Source organism: Paenibacillus plantiphilus (genome assembly GCF_927798095.1).
In the GTDB taxonomy this organism is placed as follows: domain Bacteria; phylum Bacillota; class Bacilli; order Paenibacillales; family Paenibacillaceae; genus Paenibacillus_Z; species Paenibacillus_Z plantiphilus.
On the sequence record NZ_CAKMMF010000018.1, the window covers coordinates 94,524 to 120,853 of the forward strand.

Annotated in this window: 23 protein-coding genes and 1 pseudogene; 4 read left to right on the plus strand and 20 right to left on the minus strand. The window is 48.8% G+C overall.

Annotated elements, in window-relative coordinates; translation table 11 throughout:
* Positions 1-96: 96 nt before the first annotated feature.
* From L6H65_RS16445 to L6H65_RS16475, 7 genes are all read right to left on the minus strand, one after another.
* A complete protein-coding gene (locus L6H65_RS16445; RefSeq protein ID WP_236343676.1) occupies positions 97-1,488 on the minus strand; it encodes an O-antigen ligase family protein in 1,392 nt (463 codons plus the stop codon).
* A 24-nt stretch (positions 1,489-1,512) separates the two neighbouring features.
* Complete coding sequence (gmd, locus tag L6H65_RS16450; RefSeq protein ID WP_236343677.1) at positions 1,513-2,502, minus strand: GDP-mannose 4,6-dehydratase; 990 nt, start codon at positions 2,500-2,502, stop codon at positions 1,513-1,515.
* A 20-nt stretch (positions 2,503-2,522) separates the two neighbouring features.
* Positions 2,523-3,461, minus strand: a complete 939-nt coding sequence (locus L6H65_RS16455) for a GDP-L-fucose synthase family protein (protein WP_236343678.1) — start codon at positions 3,459-3,461, stop codon at positions 2,523-2,525.
* 29 nt (positions 3,462-3,490) lie between these two features.
* Positions 3,491-4,189, minus strand: a complete 699-nt coding sequence (locus tag L6H65_RS16460) for a sugar transferase (RefSeq protein ID WP_236343679.1) — start codon at positions 4,187-4,189, stop codon at positions 3,491-3,493.
* A gap of 11 nt (positions 4,190-4,200) precedes the next feature.
* On the minus strand, positions 4,201-5,094 hold the full coding sequence (gene galU / locus L6H65_RS16465; RefSeq protein WP_236343680.1) for a UTP--glucose-1-phosphate uridylyltransferase GalU: 894 nt from the start codon (positions 5,092-5,094) through the stop codon (positions 4,201-4,203).
* A 250-nt stretch (positions 5,095-5,344) separates the two neighbouring features.
* Positions 5,345-6,034 (minus strand): CpsD/CapB family tyrosine-protein kinase, encoded by a 690-nt coding sequence (locus tag L6H65_RS16470; RefSeq protein ID WP_236343681.1) that lies wholly within the window; start codon positions 6,032-6,034, stop codon positions 5,345-5,347.
* Entirely contained in the window at positions 6,015-6,764 is a 750-nt protein-coding gene (locus L6H65_RS16475) for a YveK family protein (RefSeq protein WP_236343682.1), read from the minus strand. Before L6H65_RS16475 ends, L6H65_RS16470 begins: the two co-directional genes overlap by 20 nt.
* A 313-nt stretch (positions 6,765-7,077) precedes the next feature.
* On the opposite strand from L6H65_RS16475, the gene L6H65_RS16480 reads away from it, so the two are divergent.
* Entirely contained in the window at positions 7,078-7,446 is a 369-nt protein-coding gene (locus L6H65_RS16480) for a helix-turn-helix domain-containing protein (protein ID WP_236343683.1), read from the plus strand.
* 223 nt (positions 7,447-7,669) lie between these two features.
* On the opposite strand, the gene L6H65_RS16485 is transcribed toward L6H65_RS16480, so the two are convergent.
* From L6H65_RS16485 to gltB, 4 genes are all read right to left on the minus strand, one after another.
* Positions 7,670-7,831 (minus strand): hypothetical protein, encoded by a 162-nt coding sequence (locus L6H65_RS16485; RefSeq protein ID WP_236343684.1) that lies wholly within the window; start codon positions 7,829-7,831, stop codon positions 7,670-7,672.
* A gap of 103 nt (positions 7,832-7,934) precedes the next feature.
* Complete coding sequence (locus tag L6H65_RS16490; RefSeq protein WP_236343685.1) at positions 7,935-8,108, minus strand: hypothetical protein; 174 nt, start codon at positions 8,106-8,108, stop codon at positions 7,935-7,937.
* Between the two features lie 135 nt (positions 8,109-8,243).
* Positions 8,244-8,378 carry a hypothetical protein gene (locus tag L6H65_RS26610; RefSeq protein ID WP_290370440.1) on the minus strand — a complete coding sequence of 45 codons (135 nt, stop codon included), beginning with the start codon at positions 8,376-8,378 and terminating at the stop codon, positions 8,244-8,246.
* A gap of 1,034 nt (positions 8,379-9,412) precedes the next feature.
* On the minus strand, positions 9,413-14,017 hold the full coding sequence (gltB, locus tag L6H65_RS16495) for a glutamate synthase large subunit (protein ID WP_236343686.1): 4,605 nt from the start codon (positions 14,015-14,017) through the stop codon (positions 9,413-9,415).
* Positions 14,018-14,370: 353 nt separating this feature from the next.
* Here gltB and L6H65_RS16500 point away from each other — a divergent pair, with 353 nt between their 5' ends.
* The gene (locus tag L6H65_RS16500) at positions 14,371-15,828 is read left to right on the plus strand and encodes a stalk domain-containing protein (protein WP_236343687.1); all 1,458 of its coding nucleotides are present in this window, start codon (positions 14,371-14,373) and stop codon (positions 15,826-15,828) included.
* A 653-nt stretch (positions 15,829-16,481) separates the two neighbouring features.
* Here the strand turns inward: L6H65_RS16500 and L6H65_RS16505 are convergent.
* The 3 genes from L6H65_RS16505 to kapB form a co-directional block, all read right to left on the minus strand.
* On the minus strand, positions 16,482-17,135 hold the full coding sequence (locus L6H65_RS16505; RefSeq protein ID WP_236343688.1) for a TetR/AcrR family transcriptional regulator: 654 nt from the start codon (positions 17,133-17,135) through the stop codon (positions 16,482-16,484).
* Positions 17,136-17,202: 67 nt separating this feature from the next.
* Positions 17,203-17,739: an orotate phosphoribosyltransferase gene (locus L6H65_RS16510; RefSeq protein WP_236343689.1), complete on the minus strand. Its 537-nt coding sequence runs from the start codon at positions 17,737-17,739 to the stop codon at positions 17,203-17,205.
* Between the two features lie 17 nt (positions 17,740-17,756).
* Positions 17,757-18,149, minus strand: coding sequence for a kinase-associated lipoprotein KapB (gene kapB / locus L6H65_RS16515; RefSeq protein WP_236343690.1), 393 nt, complete (start codon positions 18,147-18,149; stop codon positions 17,757-17,759).
* 186 nt (positions 18,150-18,335) lie between these two features.
* Between kapB and L6H65_RS16520 the strand changes: the two genes are divergently transcribed.
* Positions 18,336-19,451 (plus strand): MGDG synthase family glycosyltransferase, encoded by a 1,116-nt coding sequence (locus tag L6H65_RS16520; RefSeq protein ID WP_236343691.1) that lies wholly within the window; start codon positions 18,336-18,338, stop codon positions 19,449-19,451.
* Positions 19,452-19,548: 97 nt separating this feature from the next.
* On the plus strand, positions 19,549-20,964 hold the full coding sequence (locus L6H65_RS16525) for an NAD-dependent malic enzyme (protein ID WP_236343692.1): 1,416 nt from the start codon (positions 19,549-19,551) through the stop codon (positions 20,962-20,964).
* A gap of 112 nt (positions 20,965-21,076) precedes the next feature.
* Here L6H65_RS16525 and L6H65_RS16530 read toward each other — a convergent pair whose 3' ends face one another.
* From L6H65_RS16530 to L6H65_RS16555, 6 genes and pseudogenes are all read right to left on the minus strand, one after another.
* Positions 21,077-22,090, minus strand: coding sequence for a C40 family peptidase (locus L6H65_RS16530; protein ID WP_236343693.1), 1,014 nt, complete (start codon positions 22,088-22,090; stop codon positions 21,077-21,079).
* Positions 22,091-22,543: 453 nt separating this feature from the next.
* Positions 22,544-22,795, minus strand: a complete 252-nt coding sequence (locus L6H65_RS16535; protein WP_236343694.1) for a hypothetical protein — start codon at positions 22,793-22,795, stop codon at positions 22,544-22,546.
* A gap of 325 nt (positions 22,796-23,120) precedes the next feature.
* Entirely contained in the window at positions 23,121-23,675 is a 555-nt protein-coding gene (locus L6H65_RS16540; protein WP_307728354.1) for an ATP-binding protein, read from the minus strand.
* A gap of 60 nt (positions 23,676-23,735) precedes the next feature.
* A pseudogene (locus tag L6H65_RS16545) lies at positions 23,736-24,029 on the minus strand (IS1595 family transposase); the annotation flags it as partial.
* Between the two features lie 218 nt (positions 24,030-24,247).
* A complete protein-coding gene (locus L6H65_RS16550; RefSeq protein WP_236343695.1) occupies positions 24,248-25,159 on the minus strand; it encodes a cation diffusion facilitator family transporter in 912 nt (303 codons plus the stop codon).
* Between the two features lie 415 nt (positions 25,160-25,574).
* Complete coding sequence (locus L6H65_RS16555) at positions 25,575-26,069, minus strand: zinc ribbon domain-containing protein (RefSeq protein ID WP_236343696.1); 495 nt, start codon at positions 26,067-26,069, stop codon at positions 25,575-25,577.
* Positions 26,070-26,330 lie beyond the last annotated feature (261 nt).

The following is a 26,330-nucleotide window of genomic DNA, read 5'->3' on the forward strand; positions in this document are numbered from 1 at the left end:
AGTTTCCCACCTAACATCCTTGATTGTTCAATCAAGCATATTCGCTTCATGTTATCCCACCTAACATCCTTGATTGTTCAATCAAGCATATTCGCTTCATAGTTTCTCACCTAATATCGTTGTAGTTCGGAGCGGAAGCCCGACATTGGGCCGTACCAGGCGGCTCCCGCCGACTTCCTGCCTCGCAGCCACGGCTGATCCCGGCAGCTTCAATACGACAAGCTCCGATATAAATTTGCTTTGCAGCAGGGCAATCCAGAATACGAGCTGAATGAAAGCAAAGGAATCAAACTGCAAGAGAGCAAACACGAGCAGCAGAATGATCATCGTAGAGAAATTGCGGCCCTTGGCAGATAACAGCAAGAACCCGCACAGCAAGAACAGCGCAATCCCCATCAGGCCGAATTCAGACAGCAGGCGCGTATACATATTGTATTGAGGCAGGCTTAGCTGATTCGTCGCATCGCTTAGCTCACTGCCATCTTTAAAATCCTTGGGCGGTATTTTATCCAGATGATTGATATACCCGTAGTGATAATTCCCCACCCCATAGCCCAATATTGGCTTATCCAGAAAAGCATGCCATCCAATTTTGGAATAAGTGGCTCTTATACTGAAGGAGTCATCCTTCATCAATTTATCCGGATCATTATAGATGTGCAGAATGCGATAATAGTGAGAGGAGTCCAAGTTAAACACATTATTCACAAGTACGACGTGAATGAGCAGCAAGCCGATCCCGACGGCAGCCCCCAGCTTCAGACATAGGTTCACGAACTCCTTCGATCTGGACGTAACGAAGGTGTAGACCAGATAGAGAATAACCAGATCTAGAAAATAGCGAATCGACAATGAAAGAATCGACATCGGTATGAACAGCAGTACGATCATCCTGTCATAGCGGGACAGATTGTTCGTATGCTTCAGCACCAGATAAGCTGGAAAGATGAACAGATTGGTATGCAGGCCGATGTAAGAAGGCTCCGAGAAGGTGAACTGCAGCCGATGCGCCTGAATATAGGCCTTTCTTTCAATGAAAAGCCCGATAAAGCTGCTGATAACGCCGCTGCTCGATATATACATATACACAATTTGCAGCACGCCGACCGCCAGGGCGATGCCATAACCGCGAAGCATCCATTTGAACAGCTTCACATAAGAATCACGCTGCCCATTTTGCGCCACGAAGATTTTGAAGCTCAAATAAATGACCAGTCCCGCAGCCAACGAAGAGGCCGCATCCTTCAAGCCTAAGAAGGAATAGTGCAGGCTTATATTCTGAAACGCTGTAACGATGATGGCGCCGATCACGATCATTCCGATGCAAATTTCCGCCTTCTTATACTTCATCCGCAATACATGATGAAAATTAACGGCAAAAAAAAGAGCTATAAAAACCAGTGATACCGGTTTGTAAGCTCCTCCGAACATAATAGGGAAATTGTCTAGCGGCAATAAAAAAGCAGCGATATAAATTAAAAAATTCATATGATTTTCTCCCGACTGAACTGTCTAGGTGTTCATTAATTCATAATACCGCGTCTCCGACTGCACCCTCTTCATATCTTCATCCACCATCATATGAACCAATTGCTTGAAGCCTACCTCCAGCTCCCAGCCGAGCTTCTCCTTCGCTTTCGTGCAATCGCCGAGCAGCAGATCCACTTCAGCCGGCCTTACAAATTCCGGGTCCAGCACGACATAATCCTTATAATTCAAGCCGACATAAGAGAAGGCCGTCTCCAGCAGCTCCATAACAGAGTGCATCTCGCCTGTCGAGATCACATAATCATCCGGCTCATCCTGCTGCAGCATCAGCCACATCGCCTTCACATAATCGCCTGCGAAGCCCCAATCACGCAGCGAATCCAAATTCCCCATTCGCAGCTCCTGCTGCAAGCCGAGCTTAATTCTCGCTACGCCGTCTGTCACTTTCCGCGTTACAAATTCGAGTCCTCGCCGCGGCGATTCATGATTGAACAGAATGCCGGAGCATGCGAACATGTTGAAGCTCTCTCGATAGTTGACCGTTATCCAATGCCCGTACACCTTGGCAACTCCATAGGGACTGCGAGGATAGAAGGGTGTCGACTCCTTCTGCGGCGTCTCCACGACTTTGCCGAACATTTCGCTGCTGGATGCTTGATAGAACCTTGCCGTCGGCTTTACGATTCGAACCGCTTCGAGCATATGCGTAACCGATATCGCCGTCATCTGCGCAGTAGCAATCGGCTGCGGCCAAGAGGCGGCAACGAACGATTGAGCAGCCAGATTGTACACCTCATCCGGGTCGGATTGCCGAACCGCTTCAATAAGAGAAGCCAGATCGTTCAGATCACCGGAGATCCAGTGAATGCGGTCCCTAATATGCTGCACATTCTCATAGTTCGGCGTACTTGTGCGTCTGCGCATGCCGTACACCTTGTAGCCCTTCTCAAGCAGCAGCTCCGCGAGATAGGAGCCGTCTTGTCCGGTTACTCCCGTAATCAAAGCTCTCTTCATAGCTATTCCTCCACAATCGATTATAGTTTAATAGGATCGCCTTGATAGAAGGAAGAATAGACAGCTCGCAGCCCTTCTTCCAAAGAAATGCCAGCCTTCCAGCCTAATTGGTTGATCTTCGTTACATCCACCAGTTTCCTCGGCGTTCCATCAGGTATGGAAGCATTGAATACAATGTCGCCCTCATAGCCGACAAGCTCCTTGATCAATTCAGCCAGCTCTCTAATGGCTATATCCTTGCCAACGCCGATATTAATAATTTCATTGTCCTCATAATGCTCCATCAAATACAGGCATGCTTCAGCCAAGTCATCCGAGTGGAGAAATTCCCGCCGTGGAGTCCCTGTCCCCCATACCTCTACCTGAGGGGACCGGCTTTCCTTCGCCTCATGGAACTTTCTTATGAGCGCCGGAAGGACATGGGAGGATTTCAAGTCGAAATTATCGTTCGGTCCATACATATTAGTAGGCATAGCCGCAATAAACCTCGTTCCATATTGACGGTTATACGACTGGCACATACTAATACCGGCAATCTTCGCAATCGCATAAGGCTCATTGGTCGGTTCTAATACGCCGGAGAGCAGATATTCTTCCTTGATGGGCTGCGGGGCGAATTTCGGATAGATGCAAGTTGAGCCAAGGAACAACAGCTTCCTTACCTGGCACTGGAAAGCCGCATCAATGACATTCGTCTGAATGAGCAGATTGTCTCGGATGAAATCCGCCGGATAATCATTGTTGGCAGCAATGCCGCCCACCTTCGCTGCTGCCAAAAACACATAATCGACCTTCTCCGCCTCGAAGAAACGCAGAACATCCTCCCGCTTCCTCAGATCCAATTCGCCACTCGTGCGATATACGATATTGGTATAGCCCCTAGTCACCAGTGTCCGTAGAATCGCCGATCCTACCAAACCTCTGTGTCCAGCTACATATATTTTTGAATTCAGATTCATATGAACAACCTCAATCCCCTATGATTGGACTAGAACGCGTCCTTGGAGCCGAAAAGCACTTTAATCGTCTTCAGTATAATCGTCAGGTCAAACAGGAGACTTCGTTGTTTAATATATTGCAAATCCAGCTCAACCATCTGCTCGAAGCTCAGCTCATTGCGTCCGCTTACCTGCCATAACCCCGTGCAGCCTGGCTGCACTTTAAGCCGGAGCTTGTCGTATTTCGTGTAATCCTCCACCTCTCTGCCAAGCGGAGGCCGTGGACCGACAAGCGACATATCGCCCTTGATCACATTCCAGAGCTGCGGCAGCTCATCCACGCTCGTCTTGCGGATGAATTTGCCTATTCTCGTAATGCGCGGATCATCCTTCATCTTGAACATGGCTCCATCAATCTCATTCTGATCCAGCAGATTATCCAGCAGCTCCTCCGCATTGGATACCATGGACCGGAATTTGTACATCCGAAACGGCCTTTCATGCTTGCCGATTCTAATCTGATGGAAAAACACGGACCCGCGCGGGTCTTCAAGCTTAATGAGAATTCCGATGACCAGAAACAAAGGAAGTAGAAGCACGAGTCCAAGGAATGCCAAAATAATATCTGTCGCTCGTTTGATCATCAGATACAGCCGAATCGATCTTTTGCGTTCAGCCTCATAGCCCTTGTATAAGGGACGGCCTTCTACTACAACTTCTGCATCGGACCTTTGCGGGGTAGGAGCCATCGTAAATCACCTCATTTTTGAATAATCTTTTGCGCGTGTTCACGTTTAATGATTTCTTCCAGTGACGCCAGCAGCGGAGTTCGCAGTTCTTTATTATTGAGCGCAAAATGAAGTGTCGTCGTAATAAATCCAAGCTTCTCTCCCACATCAAACCGAATTCCGTCAAAATCATAGGCATATACGCCCTGCAGCTCATTAAGCCTCTGAATCGCATCTGTAAGCTGAATCTCTCCGCCGGCGCCCGCCTCCTGATGCTCCAGAAAATTGAATATTTCAGGGGTCAGTACATAACGCCCCATAATCGCCAGATTGGAAGGAGCCGTCCCGAGCTTCGGCTTCTCGACAAACCGGTTCACCTGATACAAATTGCCGCTGCCGTCGAACGGATCGACAATGCCGTAACGCTCCGTCTGCTCGAACGATACAGCCTGCACCCCGATTACGGACCGCTGTGTAGCTTGATATTGGTCTATCAATTGCTTCGTGCAAGGAGTGTCCGAGACGACAATATCATCGCCGAGCAGAACCGCGAACGGCTCATTGCCGATGAAATTGCGGGCGCACCAGACCGCATGGCCAAGTCCCTTCGCTTCCTTTTGGCGAATATAATGAATATCAACCCCGGATGACTTCTGAACCGCCTCCAGCAGATGATATTTGCCCTTCTCCATCAAATTCTGCTCCAGCTCGAAAGCGATATCGAAATGATCCTCGATCGCGCGCTTCCCTTTGCCTGTGACGATGATAATATCTTCTATCCCTGAAGCGATGGCTTCTTCAACGATATACTGGATAGTCGGCTTATCAACAATCGGAAGCATTTCCTTCGGCATCGCTTTTGTTGCTGGAAGAAACCTGGTCCCTAAACCTGCAGCTGGAATGATGGCTTTGCGTACTTTACTCATGCTCCTCACCCTATCCTTCTATATTATTTGTGATGTCATCTCTTGATGCTAAAAATACGAGCTATTGATTCCGCTTTGGCAGAAGAACCGATAGCTCGGATTTTTAGTAATATGGCATTTAACCAGTCCTCACATCACACCACCGACAATAATGTCTAAGGTCCGTTGACCCACAGCATGACCGAGTGCCTACAGTGATAGAGGTACAGTAGACATTACCTAAGAGAACCGGGTGATGCCTTACGGGTTACTAGTCTCTTACTCCATATTCATAATTGAGTGTTGCCTTTACATCCTTGCGATTGATCTTATTGAACACGATGCCGATAATCCGCGCATTCACATAGTCCAGATTCGCTTTCGCTTTTTTGACCAATTCCTTCTCAACCTTGCCTGCAATAACAACGAGAATGACGCCATCGCAAAGTGAATTGATGACCAGACCGTCTGTAACAGCCAGAATCGGCGGTGTATCAATAAGAATAATGTCGTAATGCTCTCTAAGCTCCTCTACAAGCAGCTGCATGCGCTGGTTTCCGAGCATCTCGGAAGGGTTCGGAGGAATCGGTCCCGATGTAATAATCGATAGATTATCCTGCATCGTATCCTTCACTACTTCCTGCCACTTGAGCTGATACGCTAATAAACTCGTCAATCCGACGCGATTGCTCTGCATGAAGACCTGATGGAGAGACGGCCTGCGCAAATCCGTATCTATTAACAGCACCTTCTTCCCTTCCTGCGCATAGGCTACAGCCAGATTGCTGACCGTTGTCGTTTTCCCTTCCTCCTTCTGGGCGGAGGTGACCATAATGACCTTCAACTGTGAATCCATCGCTGAGTATTGAATATTGGTCCGCAAGGAGCGAAAGGCTTCTGAAATTTTGGATTTCGGGTTGATGAGCGTAATTAAGTTGTTGTCATTGATTGATCGCCGCATAATTGCCATCACCTGCTTTTTGAGTTATTGAAGGCGTCGTCTTCTTCCGATCCTCATTATTGATTTTTGTAATGACGGCCAGGATCGGCAGGTCCAGCTCTTCCTGCAGCTCAGCTTCGGTCTTATAAGAATTGTCCAAATAATCAAGGAGGAAGATAAGACCAATCGCGAGCATGACTGCAACGAAGAAGCTAATCAGAATGTCATTCGTAGGGTTCATATTGATCGGCCCCGAGGGCTCCTCAACAATGGCTTCATTTAATATCGTCACATTATCAACGTTGAAAATATGAGGAACTTCCTGCTTGAATACTTTGCATATCGCATTAAGGATTGTGGCAGCTCGTTCATAAGAGACATCGCTATAGACTAAATTCATAATTTGCGAATCATTGGCGGAGGTTACCTGGACGCTTGCGATCAATTGTCTTGGCGTCACCTCAAGCTCCGGATATTGCTCTGCAACCTTATTCATAATGGCTGTTGTTCGAATAACTTCCTTATAGGAATTAATAAGCATAAGCGTGAACTGTATGGAACCGACACTTTGAACAGTTGCGCCATCATCCGATTGGGGAAAATGATTCGCGATCAGTTTGGCATTCGCTTGGTAGATAGGAGTAACGAGATAGTAGCTTTTTATTGCTGTGAAGACACATGCAACGAGGGCAATGAGAGCGATTAGCCAGAGCTTTTTTTTGATGACTTTATAATATTGTTTCAGTTCCATCTAGTAATCCTCCGATATGGAAAGTTATTGAAGATAAATATGAGATATCGTTTGCAACATCCTGGAACAAGGAGTATTATTACTGGGGTCTGCATAATTTGAAGAAATACGTTTAAAATCCGATCAATGCGGCAATGATAATGTTGCGTATTGATACAATCTGTATCTATTTCTAGGTTAACTTTACGATACAGAACGTAACATGTCAATAGTTTTTTCATGGTTTTTTCAAGATTGCGACATTTTGTTTCATAACATGCAATTGAAAGCGTTTCGTATTAATATGTTGGTATAGTTAGTAAGGAGGAGTCATATGAACTTGGGTAACGTAATTGCTAAATTGAGAGAGGATCGGGGGTGGACTCAAGAACAGACAGCAGGATTTCTTGGGATTTCGCGCGCTGCATTGTCTCATTATGAGAAGAATCGCAGAGAACCGGACACCGATACGTTATCGAAATTTGCCGATTTGTTCCACGTAACTGTTGACTACCTTGTCGGACGAACCAATACTCCTCATTCCGTTCTTGATGAACCTATACGTGAATTCGTTGACCAGTTGGAATTAGCCGATGAGGAATTGCTGCAGAAATTCGCGCTTACTATAGATGGCCGCAAATTATCAGCTGAGGAAGCTCGCCGATTCATAGCCTTCGTTCGTGCGGAGAGAATGATGAAGTGAAGTTACCATATAGCCGTTGCACAGCTTGCAGCTTGCAGCGGCATGCAACAGCATCATGAAACAGCAGCATGCAGCAGTAGCATCTGCAACAGCATCATGCAGCAGTATCATGAAACAGCATCATGCGGCAGCATCTGCAACAGCATCATGAAACAGCATCATGCGGCAGCATCTGCAACAGCATCATGCAGCATCATCTGCAACAGCATCATCTGCAACAGCATCATGCAGCATCATCTGCAACAGCATCATGCAGCATCATCTGCAACAGCATCATGCAGCAGCATGCAGCAGTATCATGCAACAGCATCTGCAACAGCATCATGCAGCGGCATGCAACAGCATCATGCAACAGCATCTGCAGCAGCATCTGCAACAGCATCATGCAGCATCATCAACAGGCCAGCAGGACGATATGTGCCAGCAATTAGCCGTATCTGCACCTATTGCCGCTTACAAACAAAACCATAGGATGCCGTATAGGCCTTCTATGGTTTTGTTTTATTTTGCGTGCTGTTATTAGGTTGAAGAGACATTCGAGACCAGTTCGAGGAATCGATGCCCAACTGCTCAAGAATAGTTGTGACATCCAGCTCAACGATGCTGGAATCTTGAGGGGAAATCGTTAGCTCCTTTTTCTTGTCGAGATTATTAAGTTTCATAAACACTCCGACTCCTACTCTCCTATTATTCACGAATAGCGGCGTTCCGCTATTGAAGTTAGGAAGCTTGATAGAATCTGTCGGTCAATGAAATCAGATGTTATTTATTACAGCAATGGCCGATTCAGCGTGACGTCAACATTCCACCAACTCCAACGAGATGAGCTCTTGCCGCCATCTCTCCTCTGGAATACAGACCTGCTCCAGCAATATGCGAATATCTATCTCCATTAATGGCTCGTATTCAGTCGTCTCAACAATGAGCATCATTGCGATTTCCCTCTCCCTTCTTCATCTAAGAACAGTGTAATTATAGCTAACATGTCCGAAAGATGGTGTCGGTATATGGAAGTCGGAAACTGAAATCTTTTTGTTCTATTTGTCGAATCAACCGAAACATTAGAATGTAAGGCTTTTCATCTAAACATAATGAGGATTTTCTAATATATATGTAAACGTTTTAACAAATTACAGCCCCGTTACCGTACATCAAAGAGCTGATGAACGCAAGAAATAGAATGCAGAGAGGTAGAAGCAGAGAGGTATAAGCAACACTCCGTGTATGGCCAGCTGCTGTTCGATTAATGGAAGAAGAGGCTGCCCCCTAGTGTCATCATTTGATGACTTATGGGACAGCCTCTTCCTAAAGACCTAAGGGGGCAAGGAGCGCACAATTGTTGCAAAAACTCATGACATCGATGACGTCCCACAAGAGACATTTCTCGGTGGGCTGCATCAGCCGTCACTTACTTCTCGAATAACCAGCGCTCCTCGTATACTATTTCTTGCTGTAACGCGGCATTCACGCCTTACAGCGAATGCCGAAGGCGATTTTGCATCGCCTTGTCATCTGTAAGAGGGTTTTTCACGCTTACAGCGTGCTTCGCTCCATTTTCCCCTGCTGTAACGCTGTTTTCCCGCCTTACAGCGAATGCCGAAGGCGATTTTGCATCGCTTTGTCATCTGTAAGAGGGTTTTTCACGCTTACAGCGTGCTTCGCTCCATTTTTCCTTGCTGTAACGCGGTTTTCCCGCCTTACAGCGAATGCCGAAGGCGATTTTGCATCGCCTTGTCATCTGTAAGAGGTTTTTTCATGCTTACAGCGTGCTTCGCTCCACTTTTCCCTGCTGTAACACGGTTTTCACGCCTTACACAGCGAATGCCTGAATTTGTACTTTTTACTTTGTACTTTTTACTTTTACTTTTACTTTTGCAGGCATTCTATCACATGACACTCATGTATGATCCACTTTACCTTTGCAGGTAGACAATCAAGTAACGCTCATGTACAAGTACAATCCACTTTAGTTGCCGCCTGCACGCGCCAGTTCTTTCATATTCGCTTCGAATGCTGCAAGAAGTGCTGCATCACCAGTCAGACCGGTTTCCTCAATCTTCTCAATTTGCTCCAGCATCCGCTTGTAATCCTTAGGAATAACTTTGACGAACTTCGCCAATGCCGCATCCCAACTGGACAGCAGTCGATCACCAACAGCACTGCCTGTATATTGAACATGACGACGAACCATGTCTTGAAGCTCTTCCATTTCCTTCGGATTCTCCAGACGCTCCAGCAACACCATCTCCAGATTGCATTGCTTATAGAAGTCGCCCTTCTCATCCAGGACATATGCGACGCCGCCCGACATACCTGCGGCGAAGTTGCGGCCAGTGCCGCCAAGAACAACAACGCGTCCGCCAGTCATATATTCGCAGCCATGATCACCGACACCTTCAACGACAACCTTCACGCCGGAGTTGCGCACTGCGAAGCGCTCGCCTGCAATACCGCGAATATAAGCCTCGCCGCTCGTTCCGCCATAGAGTGCTGTATTCCCGATAATGACATTTTCTTCTGCGACGAAGGTTGCTTTCGACGATGGCGCTACGATAATCTTGCCGCCGGAAAGTCCCTTGCCCACATAGTCATTGGAATCGCCTTCCAGAGTCAACGTAATACCCTTCGGTACGAATGCTCCGAAGCTCTGACCAGCAGAACCGGTGAAATGGAATGAAATTGTATCCTCCGGCAAGCCTTGAGCGCCGTACTTCCGAGTAACCTCGCTGCCGACAATCGTACCGACTACGCGATTCGTATTCGTGATTGGCAGCGCTGCCCGAACCTGTTCCCCATTCTCCAATGCCGGCTTCGCCAGCGGAAGCAGAGTCTGCATATCAAGCGACTCTTCCAGAAGGTGATTCTGCTCCTGTACACAATAGCGTGCAGCGTCCTGCGGCAGCTCAGGCTGATGCAGCAGCGGAGACAGATCAAGACCTTTTAATTTGTAATGATTGATTAAAGACTTCGTCTCCAGACGATCTACACGTCCAACCATCTCAGTAATGGTACGGAATCCGAGCTCTGCCATAATCTCGCGAAGCTCGCGTGCAATGAACAGCATGTAGTTCGCCAGATGGGCCGGATCGCCCGTGAACTTCTTGCGAAGCTCCGGATTCTGAGTCGCAACGCCAACCGGACAAGTATCCAGATGACATACACGCATCATGATACAGCCAAGAACGATAAGCGGAGCTGTTGAGAAGCCATATTCCTCGGCGCCGAGCAGGGCTGCAATAGCCAAGTCGCGTCCGTTCATAATTTTACCGTCTGTCTCCACAACTACGCGGTCACGAAGATTGTTGAGCATAAGCGTCTGGTGCGTCTCGGCAAGACCAAGCTCCCACGGCATACCTGCGTGACGGATAGATGCCAGCGGCGATGCGCCAGTACCTCCATCGTAGCCGCTCACGAGAATAATATCTGCACGGCCTTTGGCAACACCGGCAGCAATTGTGCCGACGCCCACCTCAGAAACGAGCTTCACGTTAATACGAGCACGCGGGTTCGCATTCTTCAAATCGTGAATCAGCTCTGCCAAATCCTCGATCGAGTAGATATCATGATGAGGCGGCGGCGAGATCAATCCAACACCTGGAGTCGATCCGCGAACCTCGGCAACCCAAGGATACACCTTGCGTCCTGGCAGCTGTCCGCCTTCACCAGGCTTCGCTCCTTGCGCCATCTTGATTTGAATTTCATCCGCATTGACCAAATAGTTGCTCGTTACACCGAAACGGCCGGAAGCAACCTGTTTGATTGCGCTGCGGCGGGAATCGCCATTCTCATCCGGGATGAAGCGCGCTGGATGCTCGCCGCCCTCACCTGTATTGGATTTGCCGCCAATGCGGTTCATTGCGATCGCCAGCGCTTCATGCGCTTCCTTGCTGATCGAACCGTAAGACATGGCGCCGGTTTTGAAGCGTTTGACGATCGATTCCACCGATTCAACCTCATCCAATGGCACAGGATCGGCATTGTAATTGAATTCAAGAAGCGAACGAAGCGTCAGATGCTTCTTATTCTCACCCTGCACAAGCTCAGAGAACTTCTTGTACAGCTTATAGTCATTGGAGCGTGACGCCATCTGCAGCGTATGAATCGTCTGCGGGCTGAACAGATGGTCTTCGCCATCCTTGCGCCATTGGTAATCACCGCCGGAATCCAGTTCCTTCTCGCCGCCCTCTTGCTCTGTGAAGGCGCGATTGTGATGCGACAGCGTCTCAGACGCGATAACGTCCAGACCGATACCGCCGATACGTGACGGCGTCCAAGTGAAGTACTCGTCGACAAGCTCTTCCTTCAAACCTACCGCTTCGAAAATTTGCGCTCCGCGATACGATTGGATTGTGGAGATACCCATTTTGGACAAAATCTTCACGATGCCCTTGGTCGCTGCTTTGATGAAGTTTTTGACTGCTTTCTCGTGCGTAACCCCTCTAAGCATGCCTTGGCGAATCATGTCATCAAGCGATTCAAACGCCAGGTATGGATTCACCGCACTGACTCCGTAACCGAGCAGCAGTGCAAAGTGATGCACCTCGCGCGGCTCGCCGGATTCCAGCAGGATACTTACTTTGGTGCGCGTGCCTTGGCGAATCAGATGGTGATGCAGTGATGAGACGGCTAGCAGGGATGGAATAGCGGCATTCTCACGGTCTATTCCACGGTCGGACAGAATAAGAATGTTATGTCCTTTGGCAATAACCCGATCTGCAGCCTCATACATTTGCGCAATTGCAGCGCGTATTCCAGCTTCGCCTTCAGACGCTGTGAAGTGAGTCGGTATTGTAATTGCTTTGAAGCCTGGACGACGCACATGACGCAGCTTAGCAAACTCCTCGTTCGAAAGCACCGGCGATGCAAGACGAATATGGCGGCAGCTCTCAGGCTCCGGATTAAGCAAATTGCGCTCTGGTCCGATCGTTGTGCCTGTGGCTGTAATAATCTCCTCGCGAATCGCGTCGATAGGCGGATTCGTGACTTGTGCAAACATTTGCTTGAAATAGTTGAACAGTCGCTGCGGACGCTCGGACAGAATAGCGAGCGGAGCATCATAGCCCATCGAAGCAATTGGTTCTACGCCGCTTCCAGCCATAGGCTCAAGCACCTTCCGCAGATCCTCAAATGTATAGCCGAATGCTTGCTGGCGCTGCTGCACCGTAGCATGGTTCGGTTCAGGCAATTCCGGCGCTTCCGGCAGATCATCCAATCCAACCAGATGCTCATCCAGCCATTCGCGATAAGGGTTCTCGGCTGCAACCCCGGCTTTAACCTCTTCGTCAGAAATAATGCGGCCTTCCTTCGTGTCAACAAGCAGCATGCGGCCTGGACGAAGACGATCTTTGTATAGAATATTCTCAGGGTCAATAGGAACCGTGCCCGCTTCGGAGCCAAGTATAATAACGTCGTCCTTCGTTACGTAGTAACGAGCAGGGCGAAGACCATTGCGATCGAGGATTGCGCCGATTTGAGTGCCATCGGTGAATGCCATTGCGGCAGGTCCATCCCAAGGCTCCATCAGGCAGCTGTGGTATTCGTAGAATGCTTTTCTGTCATCGTTCATGCTTTCGTGGTTGGACCATGGCTCAGGAACCATCATCATGGCCACATAAGGCAGGGACCGGCCAGAGAGGTATAGAAACTCCAGTGTATTATCAAACATTGCTGTATCAGAGCCGTCAGGGTTAATGATCGGTTTGATTTTGTCCATATCCGCGCCGAACAATTCGCTCTCGCACATCGTTTGGCGGGCATGCATCCAGTTGACATTGCCGCGGAGCGTATTAATCTCTCCGTTGTGAATCAGGTAGCGGTATGGATGCGCGCGCTCCCAGCTTGGGAATGTGTTTGTCGAGAAACGGGAGTGAACAAGCGCGATTGCCGTCTCCATCGTCTCATCGTTCATATCCGTGTAGAAGGAACGAACCTGCTCTGTCGTAAGCATTCCTTTGTAAACGACCTTCTTGCTCGACATGCTGGAGAAGTAGAACGTATCCGCGCCTTCCTCGCCAGAGTAGCGAATCACTTGCTCTGCGCGTTTGCGGATCACATAGATTTTGCGCTCGAACGACAGCTCGTCTTTGAGCCCTTCATTCTTGCCGATAAATACTTGGCGCACATACGGCTTCACCGCTTTAGCGGAATCGCCAAGCTTCGCATCGTTCGTCGGAACCGTCCGCCAGCCAAGCAGCGTCTGGCCTTCCTCACGAATAATGCGCTCCAGTTGGCTCTCATGGCTTGCACGGACATTGTCATCCTGCGACAAGAACAACATGCCTACCGCATAGTCTCCGTTTGCCGGCAGTTCAATGCCCTGACCCTTCATTTCACGGGCGAAAAAGGCATGTGGGATTTGCAGCATAATGCCTGCGCCATCGCCAGTATTCGGCTCGCTGCCTTGGCCGCCCCGGTGCTCCATATTCTCAAGTACCGTCAGCGCCTGCTGAATGATGGTGTGTGATTTAATTCCTTTAATGTTAGCTACAAAGCCCATACCGCAAGCGTCTTTCTCAAACTGCGGATCGTAGAGGCCTTGCTTCGGCGGCAAACCCAAACGATTCTCTTTCATTGCGTACACCCTTCTATCCATAAATTTTTGTGATAACATTCATAAGGTCCGGCTTCATTTTCGACACATTATCGCTTAGAATAGAAAGCAATAGAAGGTTACAATATAACAAACCGTCGAATAATGAACAAGTATTGCTGACAAAAAAAGACGCTGTTCACGGCATGTCAGCATGCCATTACCGCCAGCATCCAGAGGTTGATAAATTGCTGCACAATCGGATTTTCGGTATTGTATTATTTTATCATCACCCCATAGCGATATCAATTTAATATTTTTATGGTTGTGATAAGAGTTCTTTAACGGATTTTGTCTTACTTGCCTTCTTACTATATCAAAAGGATGTGTGTTCGTTGTATAGAAAATTGAGGAAAAAGGCGCTCCCGGCTGCCATTCTGACAGCTTCCCTGATCGTCGGAACTACAAGCGTGAGCAGCGCAATTTATGCCGAAGCGAATGTCGAAACGAAAACGAATGCGCTGGCAGGCATGAAGGCTGCCAGCATGAGCGCGAATTACAGCAGCATGGAGGCACGCGCGCAAGCCTTTGCTGACGTTGTCGGTACGATAGTCAATGCGAGTACAGTCGGCAATGTGGGCGCGCAAGCCTTTGCGTCTGACGCCGCTGGTGCAGTAGCGATTGAAGCACTCGATATCGTCGCAGTTGGAGATTCGCTCACAGTTGGCTATGAGCCTGGCATGACGGAGAGCTCCGTGCCTTACGGCTATGTGGATCGGGTTTATGAGCAAGCTCTCTATCACGGAAGAGTATCGATCCAGAACTTCGGAGTAATGGGATTGAAGTCTGCCGGATTACAGGCCTGGCTGAATGCGACAGCACAAGGCAACGCAATCACCGCAGAGGAAGCGCAGAACAATTTATCCAGCTATCCGCTAGCCTCCGCAACCATAGCCAAATCCGCGGCGCTCAAGACCGCGCTACAGGGAGCCGACCTGATCGTCATGACAATCGGCGGCAATGACTTTACTTCTATCATCGAAGCGGTCAGGCAGGGCCCGCTGACAACCGAGCAGCTTACAAATCGTTTTGACGAGGTGCTGGCAGCCTACGAGACATCGCTTGAAGCATCCCTTCGTTCCATCATCGCCATCAATCCGACAGCTCGCATCATTATTTCGGATCAGTATTTGCCTGTGCCAAAGCCTTCTGTTGTCAACAAGGCCATAACTGAGGAGCAATATGCTGTACTTCTCGGAGGGGTCGCCAAGCTGAAGGAGAGCGTGGAGTCACTTGCAGACACGTTGAGGAATGAAGGAACGAAGATTGATACAGTAAACGTATCGGAGCCATTCGCGGGCAAAGAATTGATCTACACTGGCATCGTCAAAGGCGATATTCACCCTCAGCAGGCTGGCTATCAAGTCATGGGCCAAGTGTTCGCGGAGGAAATTTGGGGCGAGTACAGACAGCCTGAGAAGCTCGCGGCAGGCGAACCGCTGCATGTCATCATTGATGGCAAGAAGCTGACTGGCGCCAACAAGCCGGTGCTCAAAAGCAATACAACCTTCCTTCCGATGCGGGATCTGGCTAACGCCATGAATGCAGCATTGACATGGGACAGCAAGACTCAGACCGCTACGATCAAAGCAGGCAATAAAGAGGTCGCATTCCGCATTGGCGCACCCTCGATGAAAGTAAACGGTCAAGAGGTCCCGCTCGCCGTGCCCGCATATCTTGCGAAGTCAGGGAACAACGCCGTCACCTATCTGCCGCTCGCCGCACTTTCCAAAGGGCTAGGCTATCAAGTCGAGTACCGCAAACCAATTGGCACAGTGTTCATTAATAAATAACATCATCTGCACCCCCTCGGGACAGATAACTTCAGCAGCTCCACACCGGAATAGATCCCATCAGCAGCTCCACACCAGCCGAGCAGTGATCGCCTTTTGGATGCGATCGCTGCTCTTTCTCTGTACAACCATCCGCTAACTTGCATTTTCGCATCATAAGCGCCCCCCGCATTATTAATCAGCGGCGTAGAACACAGTTGGCTCCACTTTTCCGTGCTATAATGCGGTTTTCAGTCTTACAGCGGCAGTTGATTCCGATTCTACAGCGTCTTATTATCTCTGTAAGAGGGTTTTTCAAGCTTACAGCGCAGCTGGCTCTACTTTTCCGTGCTGTTAGGCGGTTTTTCAGTCTTACAGCGACGTATGAAGCCGATTCTACAGCGTTTTATTGTATGTAAGATGTTTCTTCAAGCTTACAGCGCAACTCGCTCCACTTTTCCGTGCTGTTAGGCGGTTTTTCAGTCTTACAGCTGCAGATGAAGCCGATTCTGCGACACTTGTATCAATTAGCTGGTTTTTCAGGTATGCAAGCACGGTTAACTTGTTTGTTCAATAGCCATTGAATGGCCTGATGATGGCAGTAGGAGTACACGCGAAGCTTGAGCTTGATCCCATCATTCAGATGAACAAATTCGAGCGAGCAGCCGTCTTCTTTAAGAGGCTACTCCGGATTTCATTACGGCTACGAAATATTCCGCAATTTCATCCTTGCTTAACGGTTCATGGCGCTGACTCCATTCAGTAGTGAGAGCCACATACATCCGCAGCATCAGAAATGCAGTCAAAGCCGGGTCAACCTCACGCAGCTCCCCCTTCTCAATTGCAAGGACAACCTCCTGTTGAATAAACCCGATAATAGCATTCTCCAGCTTCTCCAGCCCTTCCCTCGCCATTGGCGTACCGATATCCCGCACTTCATGCGACAGCTTGACGATTAGCGCATGCTTTTCCCTAAACTGAAGCAGCTCATGCAGAATTGCCGCCAAATTACCGAAAAACGATTTATCGTGATCAAGCGTTCTCTGGGCCAGCGATCCTAGCTGTGCTACCAGCTGATCCATAATTGCCCCGAACAAATCCTCCTTCGTATCGAAAAAGGTATATATTGTTCCTTTGCCTACAGCTGCAATTCTAGAAACAAGGTCCATAGTTGTTGCCTTATAGCCGAACGTAGCAAACGACTGGGCAGCCGCATCCACGATTAGCGTTTTGCGATCAACTGTTTTTTTCGAATGCTCCACCACTGTTAGTCTCTCCCTATACTCGTAATCACCAGCCAGCACGTAGCAATCCAACTCTCGCTCCATTTACCAGCCAACTCGATACAATCCGACTCTCACTCCATTCACCAGCCAGCACGTAGCATTCCAACACTCACTCCGATTCACCGGCCAGGACGAGCTGCTCCATTGTGAACAGCGCGTTGTAGCGCAGCCCTTCTGCTTCAAACTTCGCGCGTGCCTCAGGGATGCTGTCGATGATGCATATAACATCACGGACGATGGCGCCGCCCTCTCGCAATGCATTCACGCTCCGTACGATGTGGCTGCCGGTTACGACCACATCATGCACAATACATACGCGCTTCCCGATCGTATTGGTTCCTTCAGTGAGCTTGCAATTCAATGCATCATTGGCCTGCTTGCGAATGAATGCCGCTGGAATATTCGTTTCCATCGATAGCACTGTCACGAGCGGAATGCCGCCCAGCTCTATGCCGGCAAGCACCTCGGTCCCCACCGGAATCCGTGTCGCCAGCTCGGCCGAGATGCTCCCAAGCAAGCGGGGATTGGACATCAGCAAATATTTGTCAAATTGCGGGCCATCCGTGACTTCACCTACAGGATTTTTTGAGATGTCTGTAATTCGGGCGTAAATATCCCTCGCCATCGAAAGACTTATTCTATTCATTCATCCCAGCCCCTCTCCTACTTGCGATATTCTTGAGCGAGTCCTTCAAGCTGCTCCAATCCACGATCAGCCCAGCGCTTCAAACGATCAAGCGCCGCAATTTCCTTCTCCACAGCCTGCAGCAGCGACGCCTTATATTCCGGCACTGCTCCATAATAAGGACGGATGTCGCTTAGCGGCACATTGGTCTTCTCTGTGTAGCTGAGCGCGCGCCGTTCGTGGAACATCGGAACATCCGGATTATACGGATTGTGCAAATCCCCCTGTTCGGGATGCTTCAATACAGCAAGCACCTTTACAAGCGCGCGAGGCGTGCCCTCCTCCACTACCTCACCTATATATTCGCCTGATTTCACGCTTATGAAAACGGTTGATCCCGCCTCCGGCAGAAATTTATCATCGTTGTGCATCTTTTCCGTATCTCCTTTCGTCGTATAGGATAGCGAGATTACGATAATACGTCCCGCCGCAAAACTTAATTTACAAATAAATTTTAACATAAATTAATGTACAAATAGCAAGCAAACCTAATTTCATGTCTTGTATTCAGGTCATGTTGCATCGTAAAATGAGTATAAGGAAAAGTAGGTGAGAAGATGCGTAAAAAAAGAGTGCTTCTGCTCTCTGAAGGTTTCGGTTCCGGACATACCCAGGCAGCCTATGCACTTGCTGTCGGAATTAGGGAACTGAATCCTAATATTGTTACGCGAGTTATTGAACTGGGTAATTTCCTGAACCCGGTTATCGGTCCATTAATTATTTCCGCCTATAAGAAGACCGTCAGCAAGCAGCCTAAGCTCGTCGGAATTGTATATCGGAGACAATACAAGAAATCGTTGAATCGATTCACTCAACTTGCTCTTCATCGCATATTTTATACCCAAACAGCACAAGTCATCTCCCAGCTCAAACCTGATCTCATCGTCTGTACGCACCCTGTTCCGAATGCGGTCGTATGCCGATTGAAGCGGCTTGGATTGGATGTTCCCTTATATACGCTCATTACAGATTACGATGCCCACGGAACCTGGACCAGTCCTGAGGTCACCAAATATCTGGTTTCTACTTCACTAGTCAAGAAGAAGCTGACGGATCGCGGCATTCCTTCCAGTCGAGTAGAAGTAACCGGCATTCCTGTCCACCCGAACTTCTGGCGCACGAATGACAAGTCGGAGATTCAGCCCCAATTCGACTTGAAGCCAATGCCAACAGTCCTTATTATGGGCGGAGGCTGGGGAATCATGTACAGTGACAATCTGCTTAAATATATGGCGGGATGGCGGGACTCGATCCAGTTGATCTACTGCGTTGGCAGCAACGAGAAGGCCAGAGAGAAGATGCTTGCCGACCCCATTTACCAGCATCCCAACATTAAAGTGCTCGGTTTTACCCGTGAGGTCAGCAAGCTGATGGACGTGTCCGACCTGCTTATTACCAAGCCTGGCGGCATGACCTGTACAGAAGGGCTGAGCAAAGGGATTCCGATGCTGTTCTATGAGCCGATTCCCGGTCAGGAAGAGGTCAATTGCGAATATTTCGTAGAAAGCGGCTTTGGCGAAATGCTCATCTCTTCAGACACAATTGACAAATGGTTCTCGCTTATTCAAGAGCCCTATACCTCAATTCAGCATAGACGGGACCTTCTATCCAAGCGCAATCTTCAATATAATCCGATGCAATGCTCCCGTGCCGTCTTGCAGCTTATGCAATGACGGCATGTTTTTTCTCTATATGATTCTGAATAGGCTGCTCTTCTGAAGGGTAAACAAACGTGAGATGCTTATGATGGCTACAGGAGGCATGATGAAGATGAGAAAACAACCGTTGGATGGAAAAACGATCATATTGCGTCTTGAGCTGGATACGGGGAAAGCGCAATTCGGAAGTGCGGCAACAGCTATTGAACGTGCAGGCGGCGATATCATCGCGATTGACGTCATACATACAAGCCGTGAACGAACGACACGCGACCTTACCGTGAAGATTGCCCATTCGGACACCTCGCAGCGAATTGCCCAAGCCATCGAAGAGCTGCCAGGCATCCGACTTGTGAACATCTCGGACCGCACCTTTCTTCTTCATCTTGGCGGCAAGATTGCCATTCAGCCCAAGACTCCAATTGTGAATCGCGACGACTTATCCCGAGTCTATACGCCGGAGGTCGCGCGTGTCTGCAATGCGATCCATGAAGACCCCAGCAAAGCTTTCACGTTGACTGTCAAACGCAATATGGTTGCTGTTGTCTCCGACGGCAGCGCTGTACTCGGGCTAGGCAATATTGGACCCTATGCGGCGATGCCGGTCATGGAAGGCAAAGCAATGCTGTTCAAGCAGTTCGCCGATGTGGATGCATTCCCTATCTGTCTGGACACACAGGATACAGAGGGGATCATCGCTGCTGTCAAAGCAATCGCTCCCGCATTCGGCGGCATAAATCTTGAGGACATCGCTGCCCCCCGCTGCTTCGAGATCGAACAGCGCCTGCGCGAAGAGCTGGATATTCCCGTCTTCCATGATGACCAGCACGGAACGGCTGTCGTCCTCTATGCTGGATTGCTCAACGCACTCAAGCTCACCGGGCGCAGAATCGAAGAGGCGCGCATCGTTGTTTGCGGCATTGGGGCTGCCGGTACAGCCTGCACCAAAATGCTGCTCGCCGGCGGCGCCAGACATGTTATCGGCGTAGACCGCGAAGGCATACTGACGCGTGATCGCCATTATCCCAATGGCATGTGGCAATGGTATGCCGAGCATACGAATGAAGAACGGATTAGCGGAGGGCTCGCCGAGGCGCTGAATGGCGCCGATGTGTTTATCGGTCTGTCAGCTGGCGGCATTCTGAAGCGAGAGGATGTGGAAACGATGAGCGCCAGCCCGATCGTCTTTGCGATGGCGAATCCAGAGCCGGAGATCCGTCCAGAAACGGTTGAGGACATCGTTGGCGTCATCGCCACAGGACGTTCCGATTATCCCAACCAGATCAACAATGTCCTCTGCTTTCCCGGCATATTTCGCGGCGCGCTGGATTGTCGTGCCAGCAGCATCAATGAGGCGATGAAGCTGGCGGCTGCAGAGGCGATCGCCTCTGTTATCAGTGAAGAGGAGCTTAGCCAGCTCTACATTATTCCAAGTGTATTCAACCAGCGCATTGTCGACGAAATTCGTCGTCGCGTCATTCACGCCGCAATCGAAAGCGGAGTTGCAAGACGTCAGCCACGAGAGTAGCATAAATGCTGCCGACGGCCCTGAAGCTTCCTGCCCGTAAGGTGCAGCGCTAAATATAAAAACCTCCTCAACCACAGTATTCCTTCTGGTTGAGGAGGTTTTTCATTTCAGCTTAAAGCGCGCTTCCCCCGAACAAGAAGCGGTGCTCCCAATGCGTGCCTGCAATATCGTTGACGCGAACGCCGCCGGATTCTTTGGAGTACGTGTGAAGAATACGGCCGTCGCCCAAGTAGATGCCAACATGCGTAATGGTGGCCGTAGATTTGTTAACACCGGCATATGAGGATGCCGAGGCTCCTTTATAAGACATGAAGAACATCAGATCGCCACGTTTCAGCCCGCTCCAGTTCGTCTTCACATTGCCTTTGTCCTTCACATAACTCCCTTGTTGACGGGAATCGGCTGGAAGCTTCACTCCAATGCCCGCCATGAAAGCCGTCCGAACAAAATCCGAGCAGTCGAACGTCGCAGTTGAATTCCGATCTGAGCCGAATTCATAGGGTGTACCAAGAAAGCTCATCCCTGCTGTGATTATCTTCTCCACCTGTGCAGAACCTCCAGGCTGCTGTTGACCGCCGCCCTGCTGGCCACCGCCAGGCAGACTGCCGTTCACCTGTATGTACTCTGCCCGCGCGCTAATATATCCCTTAACACCGCTCGAATCCTTCGCCTCATACCAGTAGCTGTTCGGCTGAGCTGTTACCGTGACCTTCTCTCCCTTGCTCAGATAACGAATTCTTCTGCTATCCGTCGAAGGCGCTTCACGGAAGGAAACAGATGCTACGATCACCGCATTCCCAGCAGTTCCTGTATTGCCGGAGTTTCCGGAATTGCCGTTTGAATTCCTAACAACTTCAATATATTTACTGGACGTTGATATATACCCGATCTGTCCGCTATTATCTTGAACCTTGTACCAATAGCTGTTAACCTCTTCCAGGATGGCAACTTTGCTGCCCTTCTTCAAATATTTCATGACCGTAGATGAGGTTGAAGGACGGTCGCGAAAGCTGACACTGCTTTGAACCTCGCCTACGAGACCCGTATTAGCAGCTGCAGGCGAGACTGGGATAACAAGCAGGGCAGCAAGAATTAAAGTCATGAATGATGCCAAGACTTTCTTCATGGTAAAATTCCTCCATTTTCAAATAGGATGGTTGTTCGTAGATGCTTGCCAAATAGAGGTTTGACCTTCCACAATTGTCATAATTAATGAATCACGCTTGCACGCATCGCTCCTTTCATGCCCCTGAAACATAAGGTGTATATGACCATTGTACGGATGACCTGACATGTCACCTATCGTCCGATCGTCTCATTTCGCATTGTGCATTATGGTCAGAAAGAACCACGAACAACACTTTTTATCCAAAAAAATAAGAAGACGCCGCATCGGCGCCTTCCTTTATAACCCTTGGCACATATTGCTTTGAGACCCTTTACATTTCCTTGTAGACCATTCCGATCCATAAGACTTTCGAACTAACTGAACAACCATCGCAGACCGCTTGGTAAATAGAACCAACCGCTCCAATTGGCATCATATTGCCGCAATTTCCCTTATTCACAGCTGTCCGCTCTACAAATTGTTCCATACCGGGATTTCAGCCTCGGTCGGCGTCTCATCCACTACGGTCACAGGCTCGTATTTGCGGGCAACCCGCATAAGCGCATCATAACGGTTGCTCGACTCCAACACCGCCTGAAATTCGGCTCTCACAATCGAGGAGAACGTGGTCACCTCACCCGTATGATAGTACAAATGCAGCTTTTCTTCCTTCTCGTCATACGAGCAAAAGGCAATTTGCTTGGATTCCACTGGTACGAGCATTAACAATCCCTCCTTATTAGCGGGCATAGCATCCTATAACCTTATTAACCTTATATTCAATCCGATCAACCAATATACAGATATCGTTATAAAATTTTGGCTCAAAACAGAAATCAGTGCCTGACTTCCAGCGCGGAGGGGGGGGACGCTACGGGGCAGAGGGTTCTTCCGATCGCTTTCGCTTTGAGCCAAATTTTTTTATGCATAAGGTTATGTTAAATTCCAATGTTGATATTTGACCACAAGAAAACCGCCTTGTTGAAAAGGCGGTTTATTGAGCTATCGTTCCTCGATTTAGTGAACAATTTCTTGAGCAAAGAGGGTATTACATAAGTTCTGGGATTTCCGTAATCTTCTTAATAACCATCGGCACATCTTCTTCGTTACGGCTGACTACAAAGAGGTGGTCGGCTTCGCTTATATTTGGAGCCGATGCTTCGCTCTTTTGTTGTCGAGCAAGCACATCCTCAAACGTTGAAGCACTCCGAAAAATGTCTTTGCTACGCTGGCTTTCTGTTATCCGTAAATAAAGTTCGTCATCTGGAATATCAAAATAGACCAGAATGGTTATAAACCCTTTGTTTCGAAAATAGCCCAGTAAGTCCATACGACCTTTTCGTTCAAGATTAGAATTACATAGAACGAGGTGACAATCGGTCTGATTTACCGCATAATCGACTATTGTTTGAGTAACTGCATATTTTAGCGTATTCGGACCTTCTTTCGGGCGTAAGGACTTGTAGTAAGCGTTAATGAACGATGCGTGATTGTCTTGGTCAATAATTATTGCATTTTTCAACTGCAATTCTAATTGTTTAGCGAATGTCGTCTTACCACTATGTGTTTTACCTACCGTAACGACTACAATTCTATTCATCATTAACCCCTTTACTTTGTTACATTCTATTCCTCAGATTATCACGCATTCCTGACCGTTCGCTTAACAAGAATAAGCAGAAAGCCTAAGTTTGGTATTCGTGTCGGTTACAGTAAACAGGCACGATTTGATCAACATATTTTTCTTATCCAAATAATGCTGCAAATATTGGGTTGCAACACCATTGAAGCGGTCCATCCATTTCTTCAAGCCGATATGATAGCTGTTTACATTCTGGATATGATACACGCCTTTGACACGTTGTTTTCCATCGGACTTGAATCGGTAATGAGCCCAGCCTTTTGCATTCGCATAGGAGCTGAATGCCCGCCAGGAATCCGTGCAAAGCACGTTTGAGTCCACCGAATTGTTACCTCCATTATAGAACATTCGTTCGTAATGTCAAATATCAACATTAAGGTTTAACAAAGCCATGCATAAATAAGAAGCCGGATGAGAGCACCCGGCTTCTTGCACCTCCTATATACATCTCTCACACCACTCCCAGCTCGAAACGTGCGGTGCGAAAGCTGCATGACGGCGGTTGGCGGTCGACCACATGCGAGCAAGCTCGCTCAATTCGGACGAAGCTTCTCCGACAGCAGAGCATCTGACTGCTCGGGGCTCAGCGGCTCCACATGAACATGAACGCTCATAATATTATGCTTGCGCTCCATTCGCCGCTCGATCTCATCGCTGATCTGGTGGCTCTCGACAAGCGTTAATTGCGGGTCCACCTGAACGACAACATCGATAAGAACATTGCTGCCATGCACTCTTGCTTTAATATCCTTAATGGAGCGAACACCATGCGTTTTCTCAATCGTCCCGCGCAGCGTAATTAATTCCTTTTCATTGAATCCGTCCGTAAGCGCATGTGTCGAGCTGTAAAAGATATCCCAGGCCGTCTTGCAAATAATGAGCCCGACAGCGAGCGCCGCCACGGGATCAAGCCAAGGCAATCCAAGCTGTGAGCCGATAATGCCTACAGCAGCGCCAACACTGACCAGCGCATCGGACAGATTATCCTTGGCTGCCGCCATGAGCGCTTGATTATTTATCTTTCTGGCAAGCTTCCTGTTGTACATATACACGGCAGCCATGCAAGCCGCCGCACCGAGCGCTACCCAGGCCGAAATCAGATTCGGCGTTGTCCTGTGATCAGCGAACAAGGAGCTGCCTGCGCTAATCAGCACTTGTATGCCAACAGTCGCCATAATGAAGGACGCCACGAGCGCTGCAATTGTCTCCGCGCGAAAATGTCCATAGGGATGGTCATTATCCGGCGGCTTCTGCGATATTCGCAATCCGATAAGCACGGCCGTCGATGCCACGATGTCTGTCAGATTGTTGAAGCCGTCCGCCACGAGCGCAGCTGAAGCGAATCCGTAGCCTGCGGCGAGCTTTAGGCCAGACAGAATGATGTAAGCGCCGATGCTCACCATAGCTCCCTTTTCACCTTGCTTGATCTCTTGATATTGGTCCATCCGCTTTTTACACCTCTCTACCTTATGTAAATTCGGATTGCCTCCGATTGGTTACCGTTCATTACCTACGTATCATACTCGATGACAATCGTGTGGGTCTAGAGAAACAGTGTTGGCAATGGGCTCACTTTTATGCGGTCGCGCAACAAGTTTGTCCCTGTTCAAAATCCCTATGGCTCAGAGCTGACATTAGCGGTTGATGAGCCCGCTGCGGGTTCGGAGGGTTCTTCCAATCGCTGTTAAAGCCCGATTTCTTATATTGTAGAATAATAGGTTGAAATCGGGCTTTAAAGGCGAACACTTCGTTTCTCCAGAAACCCTCCGTCCCTCCGCTCTGGCAGCAGCAGGAACATCAAAAAAGCAGCTCCCTATGAAACGGCCAGCGTTTCATAGGGAGCTGCTTTTGTATAGTCATCTATCGATAGCCTGATTCATCCGGCGTCCCCGAGGACAATGCCTGACCGCAGGCGAAGCATGCCTTCGCTGTCAGATCATTCTCCGTGGAGCAAGCGCTACAAATAATGCGAATCTCGCCGAAGGTCGTCTCAGGCTTAGGCTCCTCCATCAGCTCAGTTCCACAGCCCGGACAAAATCTGGCATCCAGCGGGACGACCTTGCCGCAAGAGCAGCTTTTCTCAAACCGAATGTTCTTAATGCGCTCGTCCAGCATTTGAATTTCCAGCTTCAGGGCGTCGAGCCCCTCGCATAAAGTTGCAATTTCATTATCAGAGGAATCGATATCTCCCCCTTCATGAGCTCGATAGACCGTCTCGCCCATCAAGAGAAATAGCTTCTCCATCTCTTTCTCCTTGCCGGAGATTTGCGACTTCAGCCGCGTAATTTCTACCGTTTGCTGCGCTTTCTTCGCCGCATCTGACGCACCTTGTTTAACTTTATCGAAAAAAGACATGAGATCGACTCCTCCGCCATCCAATCTAGCATTCAAAACCTTTGCTGCTCTTCTAGTTTACCACAGATCGACAGGCACTTTCACGGTACTGCGCTCCCATTCATTTTATTGTAGAAAATTGAATTAATCTTAATTTTTTTCATGACTTATGCAGTTGACTCCAAATACTAGAAACTTCACTAAATCGCACGCTATTATCACAAAATCATCTTGACAAATGAGAATGGCCCAAATAATCACGAAGAATACCTCTTTTTAACG